Consider the following 24968-nt stretch of genomic DNA (forward strand, 5'->3'; position numbering starts at 1 on the left):
TCCATGTTCTCGATGCTTTACTTCCCCGTGGTGTCCGCACTCGCGACGCCCGCACCTTGCAAACACACGCCACTGTCCGGCCGTTTCCTCGACACCTTGCTCGACGGCAAGGTGAGCGCCGCGAGCCAGCTCGCGAGCCGCTGGGCCGACGAAGTGGGTCACGCCGAAGCCGCGCCGCATGCACTGCAACTGCACGCGGATCTGCAACTGATGCTGGGTATCGAAGTCGAGGCGGAAGAGAACTACCGTCGTTCGCAGAAACTGATTCGTTCGTCGAAGCATGCGATCCGCACGGCGTCCTGCCGCAATGCCGCGTGGCAGGCGTTGTTCCGTCACCGGCTCGGCACCGCGCTAGCCTGTTTTTCGCGTGTCGTGGACGAACCCGAGATCGAGCCGGCTCGCGCGGTGGAAGCGCACTTCGGGATCGTCTGCGTGCTCAATGAACTGGGCCGCACCAGCGAAGCGGCCGACGCGCTCGACGATCTGTTTGAACGCGTGGAGCGCGATCTCGACGATGCAGCGGGCCATTGGCACGCACTGCTTGCCACGATGCGTTTCGACCTGGCTGTGCAGATGGAAGTGCGGGCCGCGACGGCGCTGCGCGATCACGTCTACTGGCATTCGGGTTTGTCGAGCGAACACGCGCCGCGGCCGGGCCAGGGCGTTGACATGAGCGTCGACGGTCTCGCGCGCGCGGTGTTCGGTGTGCGCTCGCCATTGCTGCGCGCGCGTATCGACTATCTGCAGCAGTTGCGCCTCGCCGCCTGCGCGGATCGCGATGCCATCGGTGAATTGCAGCGTCATTTGCAATGGTCGCGCGAGCAGGGTCTCGGCGACTATCAGCGCACGCTGCGACTGGAAATCGCACTCGCGACGCTGGCGGGCGCGGCGCCGCATCTGGCCTGCTCGATTCTGGAACCGCTGCATCAGATCGGCCGCAACGGCACTACCGGCCACCGTCAGCTCGAATACCTCTACTGCACCGCGAAAACGCGCCAGGCCGAAGGTCGCGCGCAGGAATCGCTGCAACTGTATAGCCGCTATGCGCTGGTCGCGATGCAGTGTCTGCGCGAAGACTCGCAGGCGCGCGCGCCGTTCCTGCAACGCAGCGCAAAAGCCTCGCCGCAACTCGACGATGTGGGCGCGCGCCTGCCGGCCAAGTATCGCCGCGCATACAGCTATGTGCTCGACAACCTGGACCGGCGCGATCTCTCGGTCCGCGAGGTGGCCGCGGAAATCGGCGTGACCGAACGCGCGCTGCAAAGCGCCTTCAAGAATTTCCTCGGGCTGTCGCCCACTGAATTGATCCGCCGTCAGCGCATGGAACGGATTCGCGCCGAACTCACCGACCGTTCTTATTCCAGCGATCGCGGCGTGCTAGGCGCGGCGAGCAAATGGGGCGTGCAGAACCGCTCGACGCTCGTCAACGGATATCGCAAGCAGTTTCATGAAGCGCCGTCCGAGACGCTCGAACGATAGCGGGTTCGTTGCCGCTCGCCGCGGCGGCGTGCGACTTGATTCGCGGTTTCTTTCCTTCACCTTCACTCAGTCGACTCCATGAAATCGAAGACGCTCTTCTGCGCCGCGTGGCTCGCGGCGTCCCTCACGCTGGGCGGGCTGCAGCCCGCCAGCGCGGCGCCGGTGCGATGGCGCAGCAACGCGGTGCATATTGCCGTCGAAGGCAAGGACCTGAAAGACGTGCTGCGCGATTTCACCGCAAGCCAGGGCGTGGCCGCATCGATCGCGGGCAACGTTCAGGGCACGGTGACCGGCCGCTTCGACACATCGCCGCAGCGCTTTCTGGACACGCTCGCCTCGACCTTCGGCTTTGTCTGGTTCTATGACGGCAGTGTTTTGTCGATCAGCAGCGCCAACGACGTCACGCATCAGGTGATCAAGCTCGATCATGCGTCGGCCGCGGATCTGCGCGCGGCGCTGCACACCATGAGCGTCGACGACTCGCGCTTTCCGGTGGTGTACGACGAAAGCGCGGGCACGGCCATCGTCAACGGGCCGCCGCAGTATGTGCAGATGGTGAGCGAGATCGCCCGTCGTCTGGATGACAACGCGAGCCGCCGCAGCGGGTCGGTGATTCGCGTGTTCAAGCTCAAGCATGCATGGGCCGCCGATCACAAGGTGCAGATCGACGGCAACACGATCACGGTGCCGGGCGTGGCGACCGTCCTGTCGAACATGTATCACGCGAAACAGGGGAGGGGCGGTGGTGGTGGCCAGTCGCAGACTTCGATGTCGCCGAACATGCAACGCGTACCGCCGATGACCGACGTGGGTGGCGGCGACAGCGGCGGCGGCCAGGTGTACAACCCGCCGTTGCCGCCCAATATGGCGGACGGGCAGGGCGCGACGCTCGGCGGCCTGGTCGGCAATGCGCAGCCGTCCAACTACGGCAGCCCAGGCAATGTCGGCTATGCGAATGCGCCGGGCGGTTCGCCGACGAGCCCGCCGAGCGGCGGCGATCTCTCGTTGCCGATCATGCAGCCGGACCCGACCACCAACTCCGTGCTGATTCGCGATACGCCACAGCGTATCGACCAGTACGCGACGCTGATCGATCAGCTCGATACGCGGCCCAAGCTGATCGAGATCGAGGCGCATATCATCGAAATCGACGACGACGTGCTGGCGCAGATCGGTGTGGACTGGCGCGCTCACAACAGCCATCTCGACTTCCAGACCGGCACCGGCACGAATCAGCAGAACAGCTTCGCGAACGGCTCGATCAATCCGAACTTCGGCACCACGACGCTCGCCGACGGCACCACGGTCGTTTCCGCGACGCCGGTGGGCGCCTCGATTACCGCCGTGCTCGGCGACGCCGGGCGCTATCTGATGGCGCGCGTCAACGCTTTGCAGACCACCTCGAAAGCGAAGATCGATGCATCGCCGAAGGTCGCGACGCTCGACAACGTCGAAGCGGTGATGGACAACAAGACCAAGTTTTTCGTGCGCGTATCGGGCTATACGTCAGCCGATCTGTACAGCGTGTCCACGGGCGTCTCATTGCGCGTGCTGCCGATGGTGGTGCAGGAAAACGGCCAGATGCGCATCAAGCTCGAAGTGCATATCGAGGACGGTCAGCTCACCGGTCAGCAGGTCGACAACATTCCGGTGATCACCAGCAGCGAGATCAATACGCAAGCCTTTGTGGGCGAGGGGGAGAGTCTGCTGATCGCGGGCTATAGCGTGGACAACGACTCGAACGGCGTGACCGGCGTGCCGGGTCTGTCGAAGATTCCGCTCATCGGCGCGCTGTTCCGGTACAACAACGACCAGCGCTCGCATATGGAACACGTCTTTCTGTTATCGCCACGGGTGCTCGATCTGTAATCGGCATGCGCCGGAGTTCGATGTGAAGGCAGGGGCAAGGGCGGTTTGAACCGCGCTTGCCCCTGCTTGCGTTCGATGCGGTGCGCGGCCTCGTTAGCCGCGCGTCAACTTTAGCGCCGGCGTGCATTGCCTCTCAATAGCGCCGCGGGCACCGAGAACGACGTCAGCGCCGGCGAAGCCTCGCTGCCTGGCAACTCCTCGCCGTGCGCCGCGAAGCTCGCGACCGGGTGCACGAGGTGCGCCGTGCCGCCGTGCCACATCGCGGCATACTGGCCCCACGGTTGCGCGTTGCGCGCGGCTTCACTGTCTTTCGCATGCACGTCCAGCGTCATGCATGGTCGGGCCGTCGGCGCGATGCATTTGCTGGCGGCTTCCTTGCGATCGATGTCGACGGCCTGGGTGATTGCCGCAATCGCATCGGCGGTCTGCGCGGCTGGCTGGATTTCGGGCAGGCCGGCGATGATCGCTTCGCTCTCCGTCTTGCCGTCGCACAACTCGACGCGATATCCGTGCGCATACATCGTGCGAAGCTGAACGCCGGATGCGCCGTTCAATCCCAGTTTCTTGCGCAGCTTGTAGATGTGCTGTTCGAGCGTGCGCCCGACGATATCTTCGGTGCTGCTCCAGATTGCGCCCGCAATCTGGCGGCGGCTCACGTACTCGCCGGCGCGTGAGAACAGCAGCCACGCAATTGCGAATTCACGCACCGTCAGGCGGATTTCGCGTTCGTCGATCAAGACCGTGCCCGTGCGCCGGTCGAGACGGTAAGGGCCGAGTTCGGCCCAGTCTTCGGCTTGCACCGGCGTCGGCGACTGGAACCGGCGCAACGCCTGGTAAGTGCGGACTTCGAGTTCGCCACGGTCGATCGGCGAGAGCACGACGTCGTCGGCGCCCACTTCGAAAGCGCGCTCGATGCTGTCGCGATCGGCGAACGCGCCGATCACGATCAACGGCGCGCGGCGGTCGCCGTAGCAGGCGCGGCGCGCGAATACGGCGCGCGTCGCGTCGATGCCCGTGGCGACGTCGACGAGGATGGCGTGATAGTCCTCGCGATAGATCGCCCGCGACAGCGCGACGTCATCGAGGAAGCGGCAGCATTCGATCGTATCGTCGCGAAAGCATTGGCAAATCAGATTGAACAGGCTGCTGCTGGTGGTCATCACGGCGAATTTCAACATGCCCTCCCGGGACAGATGCTTAAGGTTGCTTCCTGAATCGCATTGCGTGTCCCGCAAATTACGGCCCTTAAAATATCAGGGCTGTAACGAATTGTTTCGCCCCAAGATGTATTGAAATAGCATGAAAGGTCGCTAATTTGTTTGGCACGGCTTTGTTCAGGTGAATAAGCGTGCAGATCGCCGTTATTAGCCGCGAGATGCGCGGCGGTATGCAATTACGGTAGCAATTTCCGTTACCTTTTCCAGTTCCGGTAAAAGAGACTTAAACCGCCCGGAATCGCACGCGAAGCAAGGTTCGCAGCACCTTTCAGCGTTGCAAGGCATATTTACCTTTGTTGAGAATCTGGAAAGCCCAATTTAAGGAAGATGGCTTCGCGTCGCCATGAGCTTTGTTGAATCTGTGAGACGGCCGGCTAATTAGACTCGCACGTGGCGGGCGCAAAAGCGGCGCCGGGCCGTATTTCTTTCTCCGACGATTCCATTGCGAGTGCGTTCATGTCCTTTCTGTTAAACGCCTGGTATGTCGCCGCTTTCGCGCACGAGGTTCACGCCCGCAAGCCATTCGCACGCACGCTGCTCGGGCGGCCCGTGGTCTTGTATCGCGACGCCGAACAGCGCGCAGTCGTGCTCGACGATCGCTGTGCGCATCGCTTCGCGCCGTTGTCGCAAGGGCGGATCGTCGACGGCGCGCTGGAGTGTCCTTATCACGGGCTGCGCTTCAGCGCGAGCGGGCAGTGCGTCCACAATCCGCACGGCGACGGCCGGGTGCCCGCGGGCGCGAAGGTGCGCGCCTATCCGGCGCTCGAACGTTACGGTGCGATCTGGTTCTGGCCCGGCGATCCCGCGCGCGCCGACGCCGCGTTGCTGCCGCCGTTTCCGTTCGTCGATCCCGCGGTCAACATCACGCACGACGGTTATCTGCACACGCGCGCGCACTATCAGTTGAGCGCCGACAATCTGCTCGATCTGAGCCACTTCCAGTTTCTTCATCCCGACACGCTCGGCAGCGAGGCGATTGCGCGCGGCGACGTGCAGTCGGGCAATCTCGACGACATTGTCTGGGTGCGCCGCAGCGCATACGACGAAGCGTTACAGCCGTTCGTCGCGCAAGGCTTCGGCATTGCGCCCGGCACGCGCGTGGATCGCTGGATGGACGTGCGCTGGACGCCGCCCGGACTGCTGTCGATCGTGGTCGGCGTGACGGCGGCGGGCATGCCGCGCGAAGCCGGGTTGATCGCGCCGTCGGCGCATTGGCTTACGCCGGAGACCGAACGCACGACGCACTACTTCTTCGCGTTCGGCTTGCCGAACGAGATGGGCGAAGCCGCGCTCGCACTTGTGCGCTATGCCGTCGAAGGACTCATGAAGCCGTTTGAATGCGAGGATCTGCCGATGCTCGAAGCGCAGCAGAACAACCTCGGCGACAACGACTTCTGGGCGATGCAGCCGGCGCTCCTGCCGATCGATGCCGGTGCGATTCGCGCGCGGCGCGTGATGGAGCGGCTGATCGCGGCGGAGCGCGGCGATCAGCCCGCGCCCGCGCGCACGATGGCGATTACGCCGGTGGCGGTTGCTTCGCGCGTGGTGGCTTGATGGCCACGGTACTGGACGTTGCAACCACGGGCAGCGGCGAATCGCGTCGTGCGGCTGGGGTCGTGGAGGGCGCATCGCTCAACGCGGTGTGGGTCGAATGCATCGTCGAAATGCTGAGCGCGGCCGGTGTGCGTCATGCGGTGCTGTGCCCCGGTGGACGTGCAAGCGCCATGTGCCTCGCATTCGACGCGCATCCGCGCGTGGCCGTCGAGATGGTGTGCACCGATGAACGCAGCGGCGCTTTCGTCGCACTCGGACTGGCGAAGGCGAGCGGCTCGCCGGTGGCGCTCGTTACGACGTCCGGCTCGGCGATTGCGAACGTACTGCCGGCGCTGACCGAAGCGGACGCCGCCGACGTGCCGCTCGTCGTGCTCACCTGCGACCGTCCGCGTGCGCTGCGCGGTGCGGGCTTTGGACAGATGGCCGATCATCTCGGCGCGACGCGCGCGTTCGTGCGCGCGCAGGCGGATCTGGCCGATCCGGTCGATTCGGCGCACGCGATGTCACAGGCGCGCGGTGCGCTGGCAGTTGCGCTTGCCGCAATGGTCGAGGGCGTTGCGGATCGCGAGGGCGTGTTGTCGCGTGCCGATGCATATCCGCCGGCACGGCGGCCGACGCGCGGGCCGGTGCATGTGAATGTGCCGCTGGCGGGCGTCTACGATGCGGTGGAGACGCAGCCGGTTTCGGTGGAAACGGTGCGTGCCGCGCGCGCGCCGATGGTGTCGTGCGAAGCCGCCGTCTCTTCGCAAGCTCATACGCCCGATACGCGCGGGGTCGAAATAGTCGAGCGCATCATGGCGCGCGTGTGCGCGAAGCGCGGCGCGCGTCCGCTCGACGACGGGCTGGACGGCCTGATCGTAGTCGGCCCCGAACCCGGCGTGCCGCTCGACGCCATTTTCGCGTTGGCGGCCGCGACCGGTTTTCCCGTGCTCGCCGATGCCGGCAGCGGCTTGCGGTCGGGGCCTGCAGCGCTGGCGCCGCAAGCGGCGTCGCGTGGCGCGGCAGGTGCGTTGATCGTCAACGCGTTCGATGTGTTCGGCGGCGCCGCGCGGCTCGCCGCGGCGCGCGCGGAATTGATCGTGCGCTTCGGCCTCGCGCCGGTGATGCCGGTGCTGCACGCGTACCTCGAAACGCAGGCCGACGTGCCCACCATCAAGATCGCGCCTTGCAGCGTGGCGCATGACTATCTGCATCAGGCGCTCGATCCGCGCGACGTGTTGGCGGCGCCTTCGGTGGGTGCGTTGCGTAAGCTCGCCGAAGCGCTGTGCCGTATTGCTCCACCTCCACGCGCCACACCTGTCGCCTTCTCCTGGCGCGACCGCTGGGCGAGCGTCGCGAGTTACGGCGCACGCGAGCGTCGCGCTTGTGTCGCGTCGCTCGAATGGGGTGAAGTGGCGGCGGTTCATCGCGTGCTGGCGGCGCCGGGTTTTGCCTTCGTCCATCTCGGCAATTCCATGTCGATGCGGCATGCCGATATTGGCTACGACGTGCGCGCGATACGACAGGACGTGTATGTCAACCGCGGCGTGAGCGGCATCGACGGCACGCTGTCGACCTTCATCGGCGAGGCGCTCGCAAGGCGCGACGCCGGCTTGCTGTTGCTCGGCGATCAGGCTCTGGTCCACGATCTGTCGGCGTTGGCGAGCGCGCAGCGCGTGAGCACACCGGCATGCGTCTGCGTGATCGACAACGGCGGCGGCGCGATCTTCGACTTCTTACCGATTGCGCAGGCGCCGGCGTATCGGCGCACGATCCGCAATCCGTACCGCCTCGACATCGGCGCGCTGGCGCAGGCTTTCGGGTTGGCGCATCGGCGTGTCGAGACACGCGACGCACTCGACCATGCGCTCGCCGAAGCCGCCGCTCACGCGGGCGTGACGCTCGTCGAAGTCGCCGTCGAACCGCATTCCGGCGCGATGCAGATGCATCAGCTTGCACAGGCACTGGGAGCGGCATGATGGATTGGGGCATCGTCGAGAGTCCGCTGGAGCGTTCGCTCGCGGCGTTGAACCGCTATGCCAGTGCAAGCGCACCAGACGAAGTCTTTCTCGACGACATGCAGCAGCGCATCGGCGCCGCGCGTCGCGCGCCCGATCGCGACGGCTCGCGTGCGCGGGGTGACGCGCCGCGCGTGCTATTACTCGGCTACAGCGGCGCGGGCAACACCGGCGCCGATCTGCGCACGATCGAGACGATCGCGCAACTGCGACGCCTGCTTGCGCCGTGTGAGCCCCGCATCACGCTGTTCGCGCTCGGCGATTGTTTCGATCATCCGCTATTGGCCGGCACCCCGCGTCTTACGCCGGCGCTCCCTTATTTACCCGATGCGCTCGACGCCGCAGTGCGTGACGCCGATCTCGTGCTGAACGTGGAAGGCTCGACTTATACCTCGAAGTTTTCCGATTCGCTGGCGGGCGTGCTGATCGGCGGGATCGCGCTCGCCCATGCGCATGAGCGGCCGGCGATTGCCTATGGTGTCGACAGCGGCAGGATGAGTGTTGCGCTCACCCGCTTCGTCGCGCGTAACGCCGAGGCCGGCGAGATCATCTGCCGCAACGAGGCTGCGCGCGCGCAACTCGCTTCGCTCGGCGTGCGCACGCATGCGGGCGCCGATACGGCGTGGACCTATCGGGCGCCGCCTGAAGCAGGCAACGTGGCGCAAGGTGCGCGGCGCGTCGCACTGTGTCCGAACAATCCGTTCTGGTGGCCGGTGCATGCCGACGCCGGGCGGGCCCGCGAACTCGACGCGCGCGGTGAGGCCTCGCCGTTTCGTTATGGGCCGCTGTATTTCCACAGTTGGGACGCGGCGCGCGCCGAAGCCTATCACGCGTATCTCGACCGCTTCGCGCGGATCGCCATCGAATTGAAGGCGCAGGGCTATACGCCGGTGCTGGTGGGCATGGAGCAACTCGATCGCAGCGCGTGCGCCGATCTGGCGGCGCGTGTGCCGTTCGCCATCGACACCGTCGCGCGCGGCCCGCATACGCTCGACGAAGTGGCCGCCACGGTCGCGCATGCCACGTGCGTGGTGACGACGCGCTATCACGCGGCGGTGCTGGCGATGTCGCACGGCGTGCCGGTGTTCGGCCTTTCGATGGACACGCGCATCGAGCGCTTGCTGAGCGAAGCGGGCTGCGCGCAATGGAGCGCGGCATGCGATCACGAAGACGGCGCCGATGCCGCGCTCGAAGCAATCGCATCGCTGCGTAACGGCGAGGTGCGCACCGCGCTGATCGCTGCCTACGATGATTACGCGCGGATACAACGCGCCCGTTTCGACGCGATGGGCGAGAGATTGCGCGCCGTGCTCGGGGGTTAAGCGCGATTTCATGCCCTTGCACCTTGCACCTTGCACGTTTGCATCTTGCATGTTTGCGCAGATCAACGCGACCAGCAAGCACTTCATGCGGGCTGCATGGAAATAATCCGGCCTCTGTCATCAGCGTGACAGAAACTTCGTTTTGTCGTTCGGCAGTTCCGGTTTGTCGCGGATCGCGGTGCCCCTTTCCGATGTACTAATGGATCGAGCCCCGAAAATCCCGGAGAACGCCATGTCCACACCGTCGATTCCAAGCTCTCATCACGGGGGGCACGTGCCGGGCGAGAACAACGGCGAGCACGGCTCGAATGATCCCGCCACGCAATCCTCTTCTTCAACGACACCGACACCGACCGGCGAAGGCAATGCCCAATTGTCCAGGCTCGGCAAGCTGAAGGCGAAGCTGTCGGGCGTGGCCAGGCGCACGGGCGAGGGCGTCGCGTCGATCGAGTCGCCGCTCGGCTCGACCGCATCCGGCGGCTATCTGGGGTGGGGCGCGAATAATACGGTGTCGTCCGGCGGCGGGGTGGCGAGCGCGTCCGGCCACGTCTCGGAAGGCACGAAAACGGTCGCCGAAGTCACGGGTGCCCTTGGCGCGGTGCCGCAGGCACTGGATATCGTCTCCACCGCAGTCGGCACGGCGCACAAGGCTTTCACCTTGTCGAAACATGCGCAGGCAGTGAGCACCACGGAAAAGGGCACGCTCGAAGGGGATGAAGCGCGGCGCGTGCTGCCCCAAAGCAAGGGCAATCTCGGACGAGCCGTGCCCGGCGCGATCCGCGATGTGGGACTCGGTTCGCTGAATATGGCGAGCCGCATGCAATCGGTGGCGCATCCGGGCACGTCGCTGTATGGCAAGCCGCCCCATCCGGTGAACGCGGACGGCGGCCTCGCCATTGCCTCCGGTGCGATGTATGTGGCGGCCGGCGCACTGCAGAGCAGAAAAGTCGATCGCGGCGTGCAGCGTACCCATGCGTTCGGCGCCGCGCTCAACCATCCCGCGAGCGCACGCGAGGACACGACGAGCGAGACGATGCAGGCGCTCGACGATTTGCACAGCAGGCGCGATATCGACCCGAACGTCTATTCGATCTTGCGTCAGCGCAGCGAAGGTGACGTGCGGAAATTCGTCGAGAATTTCGACGCGCTTGGTCCCGACGGACAGCGGGCGTTGAACAAGACGCTGCATTTCGCGGGCGAGCAGAACAAGCTCAATGTGCTGAACTTCACCCGCAAGACGAATCTGAACATGGCGAGCACGCGCCGCGCGATTCGCGAGGACGTGATCGATGCGTTCATCAAGTCCGATCTGAAACAGGGCGGAGCCAACGCGGCGCTGGAGCAAGGCGGAACCGGCGCGGCGGCGGAGGAGGGCGGAACCGGTACGGTGAGCGAGCATGGCGGGGCCGGCGCGGTGGCGGACCCGGCGCGAATCGACGCGGTGCTCGACGAGATGAAGACGGTCAGGAAAGAGTCGCGCGGCAGGCGCGTCGGCCCGGACCTGAGCACGTTACCCGACGAACTCAAGACCGGCGAGCTCGACAAAAACGCCTTGTCGGCCATCGCCCGTTCAGGCAATCCGGAGGCCTTTCTGGCCCGCTACCGGAACCTGTCCGCCGCCGACAAGACGCGCGTGCGCGACACGCTGCACTTCGACTCGTGGCGTTTCTGGAGAAGCGATGCCACCTTGCCCACGACGAGATATCAGCGCAGCGATATTCGCGTGGCGCTGGTGAAGCATTTCTCCGACGGCGCGACAATCGAGCGGCTGCAAACGCTCAAGCGGCGCTACAACGCGAAGGTCGTGCCGTTGAAACCGAGCGGCATACCGGCGCAGACCGCCGAGCCTCCCGAGATGCTGAAGCATCACCTGACGGCATACCAGGGGCTCAACCTCGATAACCTCAAGGAAGAAAAGCGCCACGCCAAGGTGCAGATCGCGTACGGCGGAGTGAACATGGCGATGGGCGTCGCCGAACTCGCTGTCAATCCCGTGGCCGCCGCGACTGCCGGACAGCTGAGCGCGTCGCGCGCGGTGCTGAGTCCGGTGTATCTGATCTATGCGGGCCGCCGCGGCATCGTCAGCTATATCACGCAAAAGAACGCGCGGCCGATCGACTCGAAGATGCACGAGGAAGCGCTAATGCGCGCGATGCCACGTCTGCGTGAAAGAATCGAAACAGGCGGCGCGCCGACGAAGGATCTGAAGAACCGCGACATGTTTCTGCGCGGCGAACTGAAGCTCAGCGAATCGGATATCAGGAAGCTCAACGCACTGGAGTTGAGCGGCAACCATGCGGGCGCGCGGGAGTTTCTCGCGGCAAAGCATCCCGAGAACAATGTATTGATCGCCCTGCGCAAGCTGGCCGATGAACGCGGCGGGGTGAGCTCGGAGTTTCATCGCAACGAGGCGCGCAAGCTGATCGACGACGAGGCTCAGACATACGACTCCGACGAGTTGCGGGCCATCGCCGACGGCTCGAATCCGGATGAGTCGTTTGCCGCACTCAAGACCCACTTTCTCGAGCATGCGGCTTACCGGCCCGACACGGCGATCAGAACGTTATCCGAACAATTGTCCGCGGGTACGGTGAAGGGCGAGGTGGGTTTCGACAAAGCCCCATACCAGGGCAGAAATCCCGACGACATCGCCACGGAGTTCAGAACGCGCTTTGCGCAGGACAATCCGCCGTTCGCTATCCGGCAGTTTGTCGCGAGCTGGCGGGCGGGCGGCGAGGGCGGCGTGCAGGCGCGGAACATGTTGCGCGATTGCCGCTTCACCGAAAAGGACATCGCCACCCTCAATGACATGCCGGAGAAAGACGCGTGCAAGTGGCTCGAAGGTCATCTGTTCGGTGAGAACGTGCGGCGGCGTTTTTCCACGGTCGCGCTCGACCAGCCGGGCCGCAATCGCGCGGCGAATGCGGCCCGGCATGTGCAGCTCGAACCGTCGGACGCAGCCGAGCCTTTGCAGTGGCGCAGTCATTTCGAAGAGGCCGGCGTCGATGTGATCGACAACCCCGGCACGCCGGGCCTCGATTCGATGTTGTACGCGCTGCATCAGAATTTCTCGGGTAAAAGCGACGCGTCTTCGAGCACGATGCATAAGCAGGTGATGCAGGCGCGCGAGGCGGTGATCGGAGAGTTGCGCAGACAGCGGACCGAAGCCGAGGCGGGGAATCAGAGTCAAGCCGAAGGTGAGGGCGAAGCCAGCCATGCTCGGCCGCTGCTGCCTGTCGATGTGGCGCGTGACGCGGAGACTATCGTGAACGTCGTGGCGGGCGTTTTCGGCAAGCCGGGTGCGACGGTCGCGCTTATCGATACGGCGGCTGGGCAGGGGCTTCAGCGTATTGGCGGCACGGGTAGCGCCCATGCGCCAATTGGCGCCGTGGTGTGCTACGACAGTCAGTCGAAGCGCACTTTCACGCTGCACGGCGGCAAGCCTGACTTGGGGAACGCGTTGGGTCGTGCGCCTTCGAGAAGCGGAAGCGTCACATCGTCGGGGGCGGGCAATGTTTTGCCGTCGAACAACGCTAGCGCATCGACATCGAATAATACGGCGGCATCGGCTAACGTTATCGCGCCGGCAGTGAGCACGGCAGAGGCATCGATGCCGGACAACGCCACGACCTCGACATCCACGACGACCACACCTTCACCTTCCCCGCGCGCCAGCACCGAAAGCAGTGGCCCACCGCAATTGCCGCTCATCGAGCCCGTAGGCGGCTTCCTGGGAGAAGTCCTCGGCAGGATGAACGAGTAGTCTCGCTCGAGCGGGGCCGCGTTGCGGACCCGCGTTTCACCGCAACATCACCACGCTAGTGTCGACTCCCGCGCATGCGGCGCTTTCTCCTCGCCCGAATCACGGTCACGCGCGAACGCCGGCATGACGTCCCGCGCGAACCGGTGCATCGACTCCATCGCCATGTCATGCGGCATCGAGCCGAACCAGAAGCTCGCGCTGAAGTAATCGCAGCCGAGGCCTTGTTGAATCCGGCGCAACTGGTGAATGCATTCGTCGGCGGTGCCGATCACGAGAAAGTCGCTGCGCAGCACCGCGTCTGACGGTTCGTCGGGTAGCGGCGCCGCCGGCACGATGCCGTCGATCACCTCGCCCATGTCGTGACGCAGACGCAGCGTCGCACGTCCATTCCAGCGCGCATGCTCGACGGCCTCGCGCGCCTGCGCTTCGTTTTGCGCGACGAACACGGGCCGCTGCGTGCCGATGCGCACGCTGGCCAGCGCGCCGGCAAGGTCCGGATAGTGGCGCCGTACGTCGGTCAGCTTCGAGATCGGTTCGAGCACGCCGGTGAAGAGATTGGCGCGCCGCTTCACAGCCTGTTCGACCGACGCCCGCCGGCTCGAATTGACCACCAGCCACAACGGGATTGCACGTTGCAGCGGTTGCGGCACGAGGCCCGTGCGCGGCACGCTGAAGTGCTCGCCGTGATGCGAGAACAGAGGCTCGCGCAGCGCTTTGAGCAGCACGTCGATCGCTTCGTCGTCGCGCGCCGAGGTCGTGCCTTTGACGAGCTGGAAGCGCTCGTACTGGTAGCTTTGGTAACCGCTGCCGAGCCCGGCTTCGACGCGTCCGCCGCTCAGCACGTCGAGCGTGGCGAGTTCTTCCGCGATCACCAGCGGATGATGCAGCGGCACCGGCACGATCGCCGGCCCAAGCCGCAGATGGCGGGTGCGTGCGGCGATATGCGAGAGCAGCATCAACGGTCGCGACGAGTGCGAGTAATTCGTGAAGTGATGCTCGGCGAGCCACAGATGACTGAAGCCGAGCATGTCGGCGGCTTCCGCCATGGCGATGGCGCGCTGGTAAAGCTCGGCGGCGGGCGCGGGCTCGGGAGCCGGCAACGTCATGAACAAACCGAATTGCATCGTCGACTCCTGAGCGAATGTCAGTGCGCGGCCTGGTTCGCCGACAAGGCGACCGGCGCGAGGCCTTTGGCGCGATAGAACATGTAGGTCGCGCCATACGGTACGAGCAGATGCGCGCCTTCGACCTCGCAATCCGGCTGCGGCGGCAGGCCGCCCGAGGTATCGATGCGCTGGATCGAACTGATGTCGGCGAAACGGCCCTCGCCGGGACGCGGCGCGGCGACGAAGCGCGCCGTGTAGCGCACCCACGTCAGCGCATTCGCGCCCACCTGGCTTTCCGCCGCGACCTTGCCGATCACATAGCTGCCGTCGTACGAGAGGAAGTAGCGGCCCGGCGCGACAGTGCCGGCGCTCTGGCCGTTCGAGTCGACGAGGATGGCTTCCGAACCCAGCGGGTCCCACAACAGTTGGGTGCCGTCGCGGGCGACGCCGGGCAGCGCCATGCCGGGCTGCGTGGCGGCTTTGATGCGCCGGCACACGTAGGTTTCGTCGCCGTGCGTGGTCATCACTTCCTGCAACACTTCGTGCTGGCCGGCGCGCAGTTCCGTGGGCAAGGACGCGTCGGAGGTGGGCGGCGGCATGGGCGGCGTCGCGCAGGCGGCGAGCGCGAGCGCGCAGCACGCGGCGAGGCAGGTCAGCGACGGGCGCAGCGAGGGCGCGAGGCGGGGCGGAAAACCAGTCATCGGTGGCAAGGAAGGGCGAGCGATGCTGCCATCACACCCGATCCGGCGCGTGGATGGGGGCGTCGACACGAACGACAGGATTGAAAAGCGCACGTGGCGGATGAGGGTGCGTCGGCGCTGTGAAGCTTGGCGGCGAGATAGCGCAGCAGCGGCAGGCGGTGGTTCGCGTGACCATGCATCCGTTCGCGATCCTGTCGAACGTCAGCCGGCGTCGGTCGATACTGACTCCGGTTTGCCGCCGCGATCATCACGGCACACGTGACGGCGTCTTCGCAGTTCTTCTTCTGACAACGGCCCGCGCCCCCACCCGAACCGGCGATGGAATTGACTCTCCCGACTCCCCCAGGCCTGTCCTTTGCCTCCTTGCTCGATCCGGAACCGCGGTCATTCATGCCGCTTACGCAAGACGTTCGCGCCGCCGCCTATCTGGCCATGATCCGCCGCTACATCGGCGGCGGGGCCGTCGAACCTGACGGGCTCGCGCCATCGGACAACACACGCGAGACCCCGCCGATCACCGCCGCCGATTGCAGCGCGCGTCTCGCCGCTGCCGACCGCATGTTCGCCGACTGGCTCGCGCCCTTGCAGCGCACGGCAGCCGAAGTCGCCGGCGTCGAACCGGCGCGCATGGCGGATGCGCTCAACCACATGCACCACGAGTCGCGCCGTCTGACGATGTGCGACGACGTGCTGCTCGATAACGTCGTGGCATTGGCGCGCGGGGTGATCGATCAGCAGGTGCCGGGAGACTTCATCGAAACCGGCGTCTGGCGCGGCGGCGTGACCATTCTGATGCGCGCCGCGCTGACCGCGTTCGGCGATCGTGGCCGCAACGTATGGGTCGCGGATTCGTTCGCTGGCCTGCCCGCGCCGGACCCGGCCAGCGATTTGCGCGAGGCTATCTGGCATCACCTGATGGGTGCGGTCAGTCTGCTGCGCAGCGATCTGGCGACCGTGCGCGAGTCGTTCGCGCGGGCGGGGCTGCTCGATCGACGCGTGCGGTTCCTGCCGGGCTGGTTCGCCGACACGCTGCCGGATGCGCCGATCGAGCGCCTCGCGTTGATGCGGCTCGACGGCGACTGGTACGAGTCGACGCGCGTGGCGCTCGACGCGCTATATCCGCGTTTGTCGCCGGGCGGCTTCGTGATCGTCGACGACTACGGTTTGCCGACGGGTTGCGCGCGCGCCGTGGACGAATATCGCGCGCTGCATCGGATCGATGCGCCGCTGGTGCGCGTCAACGGCCAGGCGGTCTACTGGTGCAAGCCATGATGAACGCGCTGTTGCACGCGCGGCTCGCAGAGCATTACCTGGCGCCGCCGCAAACGGTGGCCGTCGATCTGATCGTCAGCGATTGCGCGGACGAGAGCCGCCGTTTCGTGCTCGGCCCGATGATCGAATCGACACCGATTGCCGCTCGCAACCCGTATTGCGCCGCGGCGCGCATCACGTTGAACCGCACGCTGTTGAGCGCCATGCTCGACGACCCGACCGATTTCGACCCGCGCAGCGCCGCGGCCATGGCGCTTGGCGGCGTGCGGATCGAGGGCTCGGCGCGGCTTGCCGCGTACTGGCTGCAATTGCTCAAACGTCCCTCGGCGGCGGGCCGCGCAGCGCTCGAACGCGCGCGGCGGCGCGCGCCGGCCTCGCTCGACGATGTGCCGACTTTACGCGCAAGCGATGGCGACGCTCATGACCTGTACGCGGCACTTGCCGACACGCTCGATACTTGCGTGCCGCTGCTATTGCGCGACATGATCGACTGGCCGGAAGTCGCGTGGACGCTCGATGACTGGCGCGCCCATGAAGGCGCGACCGTGTTGCGTGTGGACCCATCGAGCGGCGGCGCGCAGAGCGTCGCCGATTTCATCGACGGATTCGCAGCGCATCACGCGTCCGACGCGGGCGCCGCGACCTATACCGAAGGCTGCCTGTTGCCGCCCGCGTGGGAAGCGCGCTTTTCACTGCCGATGCTGCCGGCCCGCCTGTTCGGCGCGGGACAACTGTGGTTTGGGCGAGCGAGCGCGGCTGCGCTGGTCACGCGTTTGCACTGCGACCTGGCGAACTCGTTTCTCGCGCAGATTCACGGCCGCAAACGCGTGCGGCTCTATTCACCCAGGCAAGAAAACACGGTCTATGCGCTCGATGCCTTCAACACCTACCGGCCGTGCCGGGTCGATGCGGCAGTGCCCGACTTGACCCGCTTCCCGCGTTTCGCCGATGCGCAAAGTGTCGACGTCGTGCTGGAACCAGGCGACCTGCTGGTGATTCCAACCGGCTGGTTTCACTGCGTGTGGGCATTGGATCACGTGCTGTCGATCAGCCGTTTTGCCGACGACGCAACGACTGCGGCGCTGCTGCGCGAAGCCGCGCCGTCACGAACGAATCTATCCAACACAGCGACTACATCGAGGACCGGATGAACGCAGCAAACCGAAGCGACCCGCGGCATGTCCGCTATCTGCCATGGATACGCCGCGTGTCGGCGGCGATGGTGTTGACGTCGGCGGCGCTGTCGACCCCGCTTGCCGCATACGCGCAGGCCTCGTCGGCGATGACGCAGGTCTGCACGATGCGGGCGAACAACGCGAAGCTGATCGCGCAGGACCGCGACGCCGGCGTCAGCAAAGCGGACGAACTGCACAAGGCACAAGGCGTGGCCGCGGCGATGCCGATCGAACGTCAGGTCTATGCGCAGGCGGAGTTGTCGATTTTCATTGAACGTCTATACGGACGCTACGCCAAAATGCCGCCGCAAGAGGCCTACGACAAGTATCTGGCCTACTGCGAAGCACAAGCCGCGCGCGGCGCCGCGCAGTTCCAGTGACGGCCGGCGGCACGCACTTCGCTTCGCATTTCCGGCGCGCTTTTCGGATGCGCCGGATCGTCACGATTCGCCCAATTAGCATTAGACGACCCCGGACCGCCGCTCTGTTCGCTTCACCTCCGCTGTGCCGATGGCGGTCGATCTTTCCTTGCCGAGGACTCCATGACCGTTATCGCAAACGACTCCGTCTCCAGTCTTGCCACGCCCAGCTTCGACAGCTCGTTCAGTACGGAAAACCAGAGCATCCAGCAACTGGAGCAGCAGGTCGACCAGATGATCAATCAGGCGCTGCAGCAGAGTTCCTCTTCGCTTGGGCAGAACGCGACCGCGCAGGACGCGGCGGGCACGCTCGCGAGCTATATGAACCAGAACGGCATCAAGTCGCTCGATCCGAACCAGCTCTATCAACTGGCGAATAACCCGCCGGCCGGTACGCCGCCCGCGGTGTCGTCGGCGGCGTCGTACATGTTGCAGAATCCCGATGTCTACCAGCAGATCGAGACCCACGACGTGGCCGGCGCGGACGGCATCTCCGGTGTGGGTAACTTCGAGTGGGCGGCGCAAGGCGGCCTCGATAGCGAGCCACCGCCGGCGACGGCCAATACGCTCGATTCCACGTCGACCCAGGGCGCGATGATGGGCGCGCAAAGCGCGGCCGGCGCACTGTCGAGCTATATGAGCCAGAACGGCATCGCGTCGCTCGATCCTGACCAGTTGTACAAGCTGGCCAACAATCCGCCTGCCGGCACGCCGCCCGACGTGTCCGCCGCGGCGTCGTACATGCTGCAGAATCCGGACGTCTACAAGCAGATCGAGACTCACGACGTGGCCGGCGCGGACGGCGTATCCGGCGTGAGCAACTTCCAGTGGGCCGCGCAAGGGGGCCTCGACCAGATGGCCTCGGGCAGCGGCTCGTCTCCTTTCAACGAGCTGAACGTCGATCTGTCGCTGGGCGCGTCGAACAATCCGAGCTACCCGCAGACGCTGTCAGCCTGATCGAAAGCCAAGTCGCGGCGATCCGCCCCCCGCAGGGCATTTTTAACCAAGACGGCCTCCCACGGGACTGGTTATGCTAGGCATACCCAGTCAATTCCTGCGAGGACATCAAGGTGCCGCATTATCTTTGCCATGAGCAGCCGGACCTGCTGGACTTTGAAACGGCCGTGATCGCCGCGCGGCCCGGCGCGGTCGTGCTGGGCCGTTCCGCCCTGCATCCGGGCGGCGGCGGCCAGGTGTCGGACGCGGCCACGCTGACGCACGCGCACGGCGCGGTGCGCATTACCGGCGTCGCGGCGGAAGGCGACCTACTCTGGCATCTGCTCGACGAACCGCTGGAGCTGGCCGGCAACGTGCACGTCGCCATCGACGCGGCGCGCCGCGCCACGGTCGCCCAGCTCCATACCGGTACGCATATTCTCAACGCGCTGGTGTATCAGCGCTTTGCCGGCGCGCTCGTGACCGGCGCGCAGATCAATGCCGACGGCACCGCGCGCATGGACTTCGATCTGCCGGACGCGGATAACGACGCGCTGCGTCTGCTGGAAGAACCCGTCAACGAGGTGATCCGCAACGCCATGGACGTGCGCGCCTACTATGTCGGCGCCGATGAGGCGAAAGCGACGCAAGGTCTGATCCGCAGCCTCTCGGTGGCGCCGCCGCCGACGCCGGACGGCACGGTGCGCATCGTCGAGATCGGCGATCTGGACCGGCAGGCGTGCGGCGGCACACACCTGACCAATACCGCGCAGTCGCGGCCCATCCGCATCGCGAAGATAGAGAACAAGGGCCGCCGGAATCGCCGGGTCAGAATCGAGCTGGTTTGAAGGGCATGGGGGCGCGAGCTATGGAGACATCGGATAAAAGCGAGCCGGAAGTGGTCTGCTGGCGCGACGGCGCGCTCGACGGCGCATGTCTCGCGAGCGCCCGTTATGGCAATCACAAGTTCGACCGGCATCTGCATGACGAACTCGTCATCGTCATGACGGAGACCGGCGCGGGCCAATGTCATACGCGCGCGGGCAGCGAGGTGGCCGGGCCCGGCAGCGTGCTGGTCTTCGGGCCGGGCGAATACCATAGCGGCGAGGTCTGGGAAGGCCGCGAATGGATTTATCGCGCGATCTATCTCGACATGGAAGGGCTCGGCGCGCTCAGTGCGGTTTTCTCTCCCGACGCGCGCGCCGACAAACCGCTGCTGATTCCACCGGGGCTGTATCAGGATCCGCATCTCGCGGGCCTGCTCGTGAAGGCACATGCGAGCCTGGATGAACAGGGCGCCGTCTCGCTGATGGAGCGCCAGGCGAACTGGTGGGCGGCGATGGGGATGCTGGTCGGGCGCTATGGACGCTCAGGTCAGGAGTTGGGCGAACCCCGGCGCGAAGCGCGCAAGATGGAGCTGGTGCGTGAGTATGTCGCCGCCTATTACGAGCGCGATATCTCGGTCGATGAGCTGGCGGAACTGGTGGGGCTGAGCCGTTATTACCTCACGCGTGCGTTCTGCAAGGAATTCGGGCTGCCGCCGCACGCCTACGCGACGCAGGTGAGGTTGCTGGCGGCGAAGCGCATGCTTGCCTCGGGCCAGAGTGCGGCGACCGCTGCGGCGGCTGTGGGCTTCTACGATCAAAGCCATCTCAACCGGTTGTTCAAGCGGGCTTATGGGATCACGCCTGGGGTGTATGCGGCGTTGAAGCCGGGGCGGTAGGCGGGTTTGCCTTGTCGGCGGTGCCGCGTGCGGATTGCAGCCCGCGATGCAGGATAGTCCGATTTCTGAGCAAGGATTGCACGCGTCTTTAAGCCCGTTCAATAGCTCGATGCGAGTTTGAGATATGTTTTGTTATCCAAACTATATATAAGTTAATGTCTTGACCAATCTTTACAGTTGTCCTATATGCGATTGCCGCTGCCCCCCGGATAATTGGCAGGCAATTTCTAAAAAGGATAGCCGCAGTGAAGAATGGGAGTAAGCATCCGCCCGTTGGCTTGGGAGACGAGGCGCAATATAGCCGGACGTTGATCGAAGTCTCGTTCAGTCTGGCAAATACGTTTCACGTCGGGCCGGGGCGGGTTCATGTATAGCCCCATTCAGTCACGCACCCTCAGCGTGACGTGCGATGCCTTCCCCACCGAGTACGGTGAACCGATCCTGTCTCCCATTCGTCTACGTGGCACCGAGGCGCTCGGCAAGCTATACAAATACACACTCGACATGGCGACGAAGTACTCGCCGAGAATTTCCCAGATCGACACCAAACTGCAGGTCGTGCCAGATAAATTGATTGGCAGGGACATCACCATTGCGATCGAGTTCGACGGGAAGGGAACCTTCATTCCCGGCTTGCCCGGGAACCGGAGCCAGAGCAACCTGGGCGCGGGCACCCGCCTGATATCGGGTGTCATCACGCGTATGCAGTTCACGGGCGCCGACGACCGCCACGCGTACTACCGGTTCGTCGTGCGTCCGGCCTTGTGGCTGACCACGAAGAATTCGCGGAGCCGCATATTCCAGAATAAGAGCGTGGTGGATATTACGCGCGAGGTGCTGCGCGATTACCCGATCCTGTTTGAAGTGAAGGTGTCCGCGCACGGATTAAAAGGTGGCTACCCGCTGCGCGACTTCGTACGGCAGGTGTGGGAATCCGACTTCCATTTTCTGACCCGGCTATGGCGAGAATGGGGCATTTACTACTTCGAGGATAGCAACAGGCTGGTGCTATGCGACGGGCCCGGTGTCCACGAGCCGCACCGGAATGCCTATGACTCGATCCGTTACCACGCGCCCGACGGTGCGCGTATCGATGAGGAACATATCCACAAGCTGAAGGCGTCGCGCAGGATCACGGCGGCCAGGGTGAGCGTGATCGATTACGACTACACGCGTGGGAGTCAGAAATTTACCGAGGAACATGATGCGTTCGGGGAACTGGAGCAGGCCGAAGAGCGCCACTGGGGCGACTACTCACAGCCCCTTGCCGGCGCAATGGGCCTGTCGGGCCAGCCGAACAACTATCTGGAGGAAGCACACTATCTTGCGGGTGTGCGCGCCCATGCGCTTTTCTCGCGCAACGAACGTCTCAGGGGCCAAGGCAACCTGCTCGGCCTGAAAACCGGCAGGACATTCTTTCTCACGGATCACCCGGAGTCGGACATCAATGCCGAGTACCTGGTGGTGTCCACCGCGCTCGATATCCGCAACGTGAGCGAGACGACGATGTCGGGCAGAACATCGGCCAGAACGCCAGGCGCGGGCCAGTACCAGTGCGTGACCGACTTCGTGCTGCAGTCGCCGAACCGGTTCTTCAGGAACAGGCCGAAGAAGAAGCCCCGCTGTCACGCGGAGACGGCCGTGGTGGTCGGTCCCAAGGATCAGAGGACCTGGGTCGATGCGTACGGCCGGGTCAAAATCTGCTACCTGTGGGACCTGGAAACGCCGAGGGACATAAACGCAAGCTGCTGGGTGCGCGTGTCTTCACCATGGCAGGGCGACTCGTTCGGCACGATCTACGTGCCGCGTATCGGCCAGGAAGTGACGATCAACTACCACGAGGGGGATCCTGACAAGCCGTATATCGCTGACCGGATGGTCAACCGGCTCAGACAGCCGCCGTGGAAACTGCCGGCCAATCATGCGCTGAGCGGCACACGCACGCGAGACCTGGCAGGATTCCAGGCTAACCAGATCGTCGCTGACGACACGCCCGGCAAACTTCAGGTACAGGTCAGCAGCGACTACGCGCAGTCACGGCTGGTGCTCGGCTATAACACGCGCATCGACGGCAACAAGGGACGCACAGAGGAACGTGGCCAGGGCTGGGAACTGGCGACGGACGCATGGGGCGTGCTGCGTGCAGGCCAGGGCATGCTGATCAGCACCGAGACGCGCACGGGTGCAGCTGCCCCCGCGAAGGACATGGGCGAGACGGTGCAGCGGCTCACGCAGGCGCGTGACCAGCACGAGACGCTGGCCAATGCAGCGGTTCAGGCGCGGGCTCACGACCAGCAGGACCAGTTCGATATTGCAGGTGCGCTGAAAAAACAGAACGACGAGATCAGGGGAACGAAAACCGGCGAACCAGGAGACTTTCCTGAACTCGCCAAGCCTCACCTGCTCATTGCGTCCCCTGCCGGTATTGAAGCGACCACCGCTGGCAGCACGCACCTCGCCAGTGGTGCGCACACGGCTTTGACCAGCGGCGGGCACGTTAGCGTAAGCAGCGGCAACAATCTTCTGGCATCCGCACGAAACGCCATTCGTCTCTTCGCGCACAAGCTCGGCGTGCGGCTTGTTTCGTACGCGGAGGATATCGATATCACGGCACTGAAAAAGAACATCAACTTGCTGGCGAAACTCGATATCACGCAGACTGCGGAGGGCATCACGATCAAGGCCACAAAGCAGCTACTGCTCAACGGTGGCGACAGCTACATCCGGCTTGAGGACGGAAAGATTACCGTAGGGGCGATCCATTACCAGGTCAACGCAAAGCTGAGCAACCTGGCGCCCGAACCGTTAGGCGTGGATGCGAAGGGCATGCCGACAGTCGAGGCCAACGACGAAAGATTCAAGGTATTGACGCCAACCGGCGAGCCGCTCCCCGGTGTTGACTACAGGATGACAACGCTATCCGGCGGCCATATCTTCCGCACCAATTCGGGTGGCCATTCACCGGCGCTGAATTCGCCCGATCAACAAGACGTGAAGTTCGAATTGCATTGGGACGAACTGGCCCCCGCGTCGGGTAAGTCGCACACCCCTGGCACACACGAATAAACAAGGAACGAGTAGTGGCAGCCAATCTTCAGGCAAGCGGGCAGACGAACCCGCAACCGAACACGTGCGTGGATGCGCAGTGTGATTGCGACGTCATCTGGTCGCTTGCGCAGCAGTTCGCGATGCGGCAGATCTCCAACCATGTGCGCGCCGACCATGGTATTCCGGACTACCGGGACAACGAGCATTACGTGTCTGGCGCACAGGTTGAGAACGCCCGCCCCGAGTTCGTGAGCAACTACGCCGTGCGGGCACGGCGCATCGCCTCGGCCTATGCCCGGATGTACCTCGAGGAGTTTCATCTTGGGCAGAAGGACAAGATCGGCCGGTTCTACTGGCTGGGACTGGGCGCGTTCGCTGCCAAGCAGGTGGCGGTCACGCTGGAGTTGAAACGGGTGCGCATAGCCAGATGGAGCGCGCTGTATGAAGGTTTGGGTAACGGCAATCTGTGGCTCTTCAATGATGTACTGCCCTGGCATTATGGCTATGCGGCGGGGGCGGCGACGTTCAGTGAATGTGTGACGGCGCGCGACAGCCGACAATTCGTCGACGCGGTCGGAAGAAACCTGAGTAATCAGAAAGGCTTTGAGAAGTCGGTCGATAAGGTCCCTTATGAGATCGATGGTGAGACTGGAGTCAAAAAGCGGAAGCTGGGTTATTTACGTGCCACGCCGCTGGTTGTGGATGGGTTCAGGAGGGTAGAGGCTTGGGAGGTGGCTTCGCCAAACGATCGTCCCCGCATCGCGCTCGCCCATCTGCTCTGCATCGCTCAGCATGAACAGGGCGAAGTCCTTCAAGGCCTGATCTACGATGATCCCGATTTCGTCTGGTGGCTAAACCGTCAGCATGACGGGCTCGCCACATCTGATGAGACAGCATTCAACGATTGGATGGAGTCCGCTCGCTATAGTTCGTCGGACGGCTCTGATCTGACTGCAATGGTCTTTGTTCGAGCGCTCGTGCCAAATCTCCAACTGGTTCTGACGTCCGACGATACGACCGATGACCCGGATTTCCTGTCGGTAGCGCCGGACCGGACGGTTCTGCAAAACTATTTGCAGCGGATGTTCTGGATCAAAGGAGTTGCCAAGAAATATCATGGCCTTATGCAAGGACCGCACAAACAGAAAATGCAGGACTCGCTCGTTAGGATCGGTCAATGGGGCGACTTGCCGGACAAGTGATGAACTCAAAAAAACTAGCTTACTTTTCTGTGTGCCTCGGGGCCATTGCAATATGCATTGCTGCCGCAACACACTTTCTGAATTTCAGTTCGCTCCCTTCAAAAGGTACCAACATGCCTCCCGCCCTCACGCTAGTTCGTCTCGGTGATCCGAAAGGCTCCGATCTGGCCGGCGTCGGCGCTTCG

Annotated in this window: 16 protein-coding genes and 2 pseudogenes; 15 read left to right on the top strand and 3 right to left on the bottom strand. The window is 64.3% G+C overall.

Translation table 11 applies throughout. The features are described 5' to 3' along the window. Nucleotides 1-3: 3 nt before the first annotated feature. Together P0D73_RS21455 and sctC are read left to right on the top strand one after the other, a co-directional pair. The gene (locus P0D73_RS21455) at nucleotides 4-1479 is read left to right on the top strand and encodes a helix-turn-helix transcriptional regulator (protein WP_408177812.1); all 1476 of its coding nucleotides are present in this window, start codon (nucleotides 4-6) and stop codon (nucleotides 1477-1479) included. 78 nt (nucleotides 1480-1557) lie between these two features. Further along, nucleotides 1558-3348, top strand: a complete 1791-nt coding sequence (gene sctC, locus P0D73_RS21460) for a type III secretion system outer membrane ring subunit SctC (protein ID WP_132381825.1) — start codon at nucleotides 1558-1560, stop codon at nucleotides 3346-3348. Between the two features lie 110 nt (nucleotides 3349-3458). Here sctC and P0D73_RS21465 read toward each other — a convergent pair whose 3' ends face one another. Then, on the bottom strand, nucleotides 3459-4526 hold the full coding sequence (locus P0D73_RS21465; RefSeq protein WP_408177813.1) for a response regulator transcription factor: 1068 nt from the start codon (nucleotides 4524-4526) through the stop codon (nucleotides 3459-3461). Nucleotides 4527-5021: 495 nt separating this feature from the next. Between P0D73_RS21465 and P0D73_RS21470 the strand changes: the two genes are divergently transcribed. From P0D73_RS21470 to P0D73_RS21485, 4 genes are all read left to right on the top strand, one after another. Continuing rightward, nucleotides 5022-6119, top strand: coding sequence for an aromatic ring-hydroxylating dioxygenase subunit alpha (locus P0D73_RS21470; protein WP_408177814.1), 1098 nt, complete (start codon nucleotides 5022-5024; stop codon nucleotides 6117-6119). Next, nucleotides 6119-8077, top strand: a complete 1959-nt coding sequence (menD, locus tag P0D73_RS21475) for a 2-succinyl-5-enolpyruvyl-6-hydroxy-3-cyclohexene-1-carboxylic-acid synthase (protein ID WP_408177815.1) — start codon at nucleotides 6119-6121, stop codon at nucleotides 8075-8077. The genes P0D73_RS21470 and menD overlap by 1 nt, the downstream gene beginning before the upstream one ends. Further along, nucleotides 8074-9438, top strand: coding sequence for a polysaccharide pyruvyl transferase family protein (locus P0D73_RS21480; RefSeq protein ID WP_408432765.1), 1365 nt, complete (start codon nucleotides 8074-8076; stop codon nucleotides 9436-9438). The genes menD and P0D73_RS21480 overlap by 4 nt, the downstream gene beginning before the upstream one ends. Nucleotides 9439-9670: 232 nt before the next feature. Beyond that, nucleotides 9671-13201: a hypothetical protein gene (locus P0D73_RS21485; RefSeq protein WP_408177817.1), complete on the top strand. Its 3531-nt coding sequence runs from the start codon at nucleotides 9671-9673 to the stop codon at nucleotides 13199-13201. A 47-nt stretch (nucleotides 13202-13248) separates the two neighbouring features. Here P0D73_RS21485 and P0D73_RS21490 read toward each other — a convergent pair whose 3' ends face one another. Both P0D73_RS21490 and P0D73_RS21495 read right to left on the bottom strand, forming a co-directional pair. Further along, a complete protein-coding gene (locus P0D73_RS21490) occupies nucleotides 13249-14325 on the bottom strand; it encodes an LLM class flavin-dependent oxidoreductase (protein ID WP_408177818.1) in 1077 nt (358 codons plus the stop codon). A 20-nt stretch (nucleotides 14326-14345) separates the two neighbouring features. Continuing rightward, nucleotides 14346-15008, bottom strand: coding sequence for a DUF3455 domain-containing protein (locus tag P0D73_RS21495; RefSeq protein ID WP_132381836.1), 663 nt, complete (start codon nucleotides 15006-15008; stop codon nucleotides 14346-14348). A gap of 390 nt (nucleotides 15009-15398) precedes the next feature. Between P0D73_RS21495 and P0D73_RS21500 the strand changes: the two genes are divergently transcribed. The 9 genes and pseudogenes from P0D73_RS21500 to P0D73_RS21540 form a co-directional block, all read left to right on the top strand. Further along, a complete protein-coding gene (locus P0D73_RS21500; RefSeq protein WP_408177819.1) occupies nucleotides 15399-16280 on the top strand; it encodes a TylF/MycF/NovP-related O-methyltransferase in 882 nt (293 codons plus the stop codon). Beyond that, entirely contained in the window at nucleotides 16277-17431 is a 1155-nt protein-coding gene (locus P0D73_RS21505; protein WP_408177820.1) for a cupin-like domain-containing protein, read from the top strand. Before P0D73_RS21500 ends, P0D73_RS21505 begins: the two co-directional genes overlap by 4 nt. Continuing rightward, complete coding sequence (locus P0D73_RS21510) at nucleotides 17428-17835, top strand: hypothetical protein (protein ID WP_132381840.1); 408 nt, start codon at nucleotides 17428-17430, stop codon at nucleotides 17833-17835. The genes P0D73_RS21505 and P0D73_RS21510 overlap by 4 nt, the downstream gene beginning before the upstream one ends. 273 nt (nucleotides 17836-18108) lie before the next feature. Beyond that, a pseudogene (locus P0D73_RS21515) lies at nucleotides 18109-18780 on the top strand (hypothetical protein); the annotation flags it as partial. A gap of 164 nt (nucleotides 18781-18944) precedes the next feature. Beyond that, the gene (locus P0D73_RS21520) at nucleotides 18945-19658 is read left to right on the top strand and encodes an alanyl-tRNA editing protein (RefSeq protein WP_132381842.1); all 714 of its coding nucleotides are present in this window, start codon (nucleotides 18945-18947) and stop codon (nucleotides 19656-19658) included. A gap of 20 nt (nucleotides 19659-19678) precedes the next feature. Beyond that, complete coding sequence (locus P0D73_RS21525) at nucleotides 19679-20533, top strand: AraC family transcriptional regulator (protein ID WP_408177821.1); 855 nt, start codon at nucleotides 19679-19681, stop codon at nucleotides 20531-20533. Between the two features lie 366 nt (nucleotides 20534-20899). Beyond that, nucleotides 20900-23599, top strand: a complete 2700-nt coding sequence (locus P0D73_RS21530) for a type VI secretion system Vgr family protein (RefSeq protein ID WP_408177822.1) — start codon at nucleotides 20900-20902, stop codon at nucleotides 23597-23599. A 14-nt stretch (nucleotides 23600-23613) separates the two neighbouring features. After that, entirely contained in the window at nucleotides 23614-24783 is a 1170-nt protein-coding gene (locus P0D73_RS21535) for a DUF2515 family protein (RefSeq protein WP_408177823.1), read from the top strand. Continuing rightward, nucleotides 24783-24968 (top strand): annotated as a pseudogene (locus P0D73_RS21540) (hypothetical protein); the annotation flags it as partial. The gene P0D73_RS21535 and the pseudogene P0D73_RS21540, both read left to right, overlap by 1 nt.

It is taken from the genome of Paraburkholderia sp. RL18-101-BIB-B, assembly GCF_046026985.1.
Taxonomy (GTDB): domain Bacteria; phylum Pseudomonadota; class Gammaproteobacteria; order Burkholderiales; family Burkholderiaceae; genus Paraburkholderia.